This is a genomic window from Microcoleus sp. AR_TQ3_B6 (genome assembly GCF_036702785.1).
In the GTDB taxonomy this organism is placed as follows: Bacteria; Cyanobacteriota; Cyanobacteriia; order Cyanobacteriales; family Microcoleaceae; genus Microcoleus.
Map to the genome: position 1 here is coordinate 1 of NZ_JAUBVJ010000212.1, position 2,493 is coordinate 2,493.

At 52.1% G+C, this 2,493-nt stretch carries 1 protein-coding gene; it reads left to right on the top strand.

The features are described 5' to 3' along the window. Positions 1-42 precede the first annotated feature (42 nt). Positions 43-2,493 (top strand): amino acid adenylation domain-containing protein (locus tag QUB56_RS36705; protein ID WP_332961272.1); only part of this gene is annotated, 2,451 nt, incomplete at its 3' end.

Genomic DNA, 2,493 nt, shown 5'->3' on the forward strand with positions numbered 1-2,493 from the left:
GACACCCAGGTGGATTACCCCAAAGATCTATGTATCCATCAGTTGTTTGAAGCCCAGGTCGAGCAAACACCTGAAGCTGTGGCAGTGGTGTTTGAAGGTCAGCAACTCACCTACGGAGAATTGAACCGTCGAGCGAATCAGGTGGCGCACCACTTATGTTCTCTGGGCGTAGGTCCGGACGATCTGGTGGGCATTTGCGTGGAGCGTTCGTTGGAAATGGTAGTGGGGTCGTTGGGCATACTCAAAGCCGGCGCGGCTTACGTACCCTTAGACCCAGGTTATCCAATCGAGCGTTTGGCTTTCATGCTGGAAGATGCCAAGGTGCCGATATTGCTAACTCAACAGCGGTTGGTTGGTAGACTGCCTAAACATGGAGCAAAAATGATCTGCCTGGACGCAGACTGGGAATTTATTGCACAAAAGGGCACCGAGAATCCAACTAGGAAGGTAAAAGCTGACAACCTCGCCTACACAATCTACACATCTGGCTCGACAGGTAAGCCAAAGGGAGTTCAGATTGAACATCAAGGACTATTGAATCTCGTCTTTTGGCATCAACAAGCTTTCGCTTTGTCGCCAGCAGATAGAGCAACTCTGATCGCAGGACCAGCATTTGACGCAGCAGTATGGGAATTGTGGCCTTACTTAACGGCAGGAGCAAGCATTTACATTGCAAATGAAGAAACCCGTATCTCACCTGTGCCGCTTCGAGATTGGCTGATAGCATCAGCAATCACCATCACTTTTTTACCCACACCTTTAGCAGAAAGTGTTTTGTCGTTGGATTGGCCCAGCAACATAGCTTTGCGAACTTTGCTAACTGGTGGCGACAAACTCCACAACTACCCTTCACCATCCCTACCCTTCAAGCTAGTAAATAACTACGGTCCTACTGAAAATACTGTCGTCACAACTTCCGGTGGGGTTTCTTCCACAGAGCTAACCGATAGGACACCTACTATCGGGCGTCCCATCGCTAATACCCAGGTCTATCTTCTGGATAAAAACCTGCAACCCATGCCAGTTGGTATTCCAGGTGAGATATACGTTGGTGGTGCTGGCCTTGCCCGAGGCTACCTCAATCATCCCGATCAGACCGCCCTTGCATTCATTCCCAACCCCTTTAGCAATACAGCAAGCCGACGCTTGTATAAAACAGGTGACCTGGCCCGCTATCTGCCCGATGGCAATATCGAGTTTCTCGGTCGCTTTGACGACCAAGTAAAAATTCGCGGTTTCCGCATCGAGCTAGGGGAGATTGAGGTTTTGCTGGGTCAACACCCAGCTGTGCAGGAGACCGTGGTCATGGTTCGAGAGGATATCCCCGGCAACAAGCGCCTAGTAGCTTACCTGGTGACCAAAGAGTCAGCAGCACTTTCAATGCAGGAACTACACCGCTTCCTGAAGCAGCAGTTGCCTGAGTATATGGTGCCTTCTGCCTTCGTGCTGTTGGATGCCCTACCGTTAACTTCCAACGGCAAGGTAGACCGCCGCGCCCTCCCGGCTCCTGACGCCACTAGACCTGAATTAGCAGGTGCCTATGTGGCTCCTCGTACTTCCGTTGAGGAGCGAATGGCCCGGATCTGGGCCGACGTCTTGGGACTGGAACAGGTAGGCATCCACGACAATTTCTTTGAAGTAGGTGGGGACTCTATCCTCAGCATTCAGATCGTTGCCAGAGCCAATCAAGCAGGTCTAAAGATCTCTCCCAAACAGCTATTCCAGTACCAAACAATCGCTGATTTGGCAACAGTGGCAGGCACCACCTCTGTGTTCCAAGCTTCACAGGGTCCGGTCACAGGAGAAGTGCTGCTGACGCCGATCCAACGATGGTTCTTTGAACAGGAGTTTGCTCAACCACATCATTGGAACCAAGCGATGATGATAGAAGTGCCGCCAACCTTAGACTTAGTTCTGTTGCAGCGATTGGTGCAGCAATTGCTAATGCATCACGATGGGCTGCGCCTACGGTTTGTGCGCTCTGCGAACGGGTGGCAACAAGTTAATGCCTCTCCAGATGAGGGATTGGCTTGCACCAGGGTAGATTTGTCCAGCCTGCCCGGAGCGGAGCAAACACCAGCAATTGAGGCGACAGCAACCGAACTACAAGCTAGTTTAAACCTAGAGTCCGGACCAATAGTGCGGGTAGCGCTGTTCGACCTGGGTTCAAACCAGCCCAACCGCGTGCTGTTTGTCATCCATCACCTGGCAGTAGATGGGGTTTCCTGGCGAATTTTGCTAGAGGATTTGCAGACAGGTTACCAGCAGCTCACTCGTGATGAGGCAATGAAGCTACCGCCCAAGACGACTTCCTTCCAGAATTGGGCTCAATGCTTGAGCGAATATGCACAATCGGCAGCGCTGGAGCAAGAACTAGACTACTGGCTCGACTCTTCCCGCTCTGCGGTCGCCCCCTTGCCAGTGGACTATCCGGCGGGTCAGGACGCCAACACTGTGGGCTCGGCTGGTAACGTCTGTGTTTCTTTGAGTGTG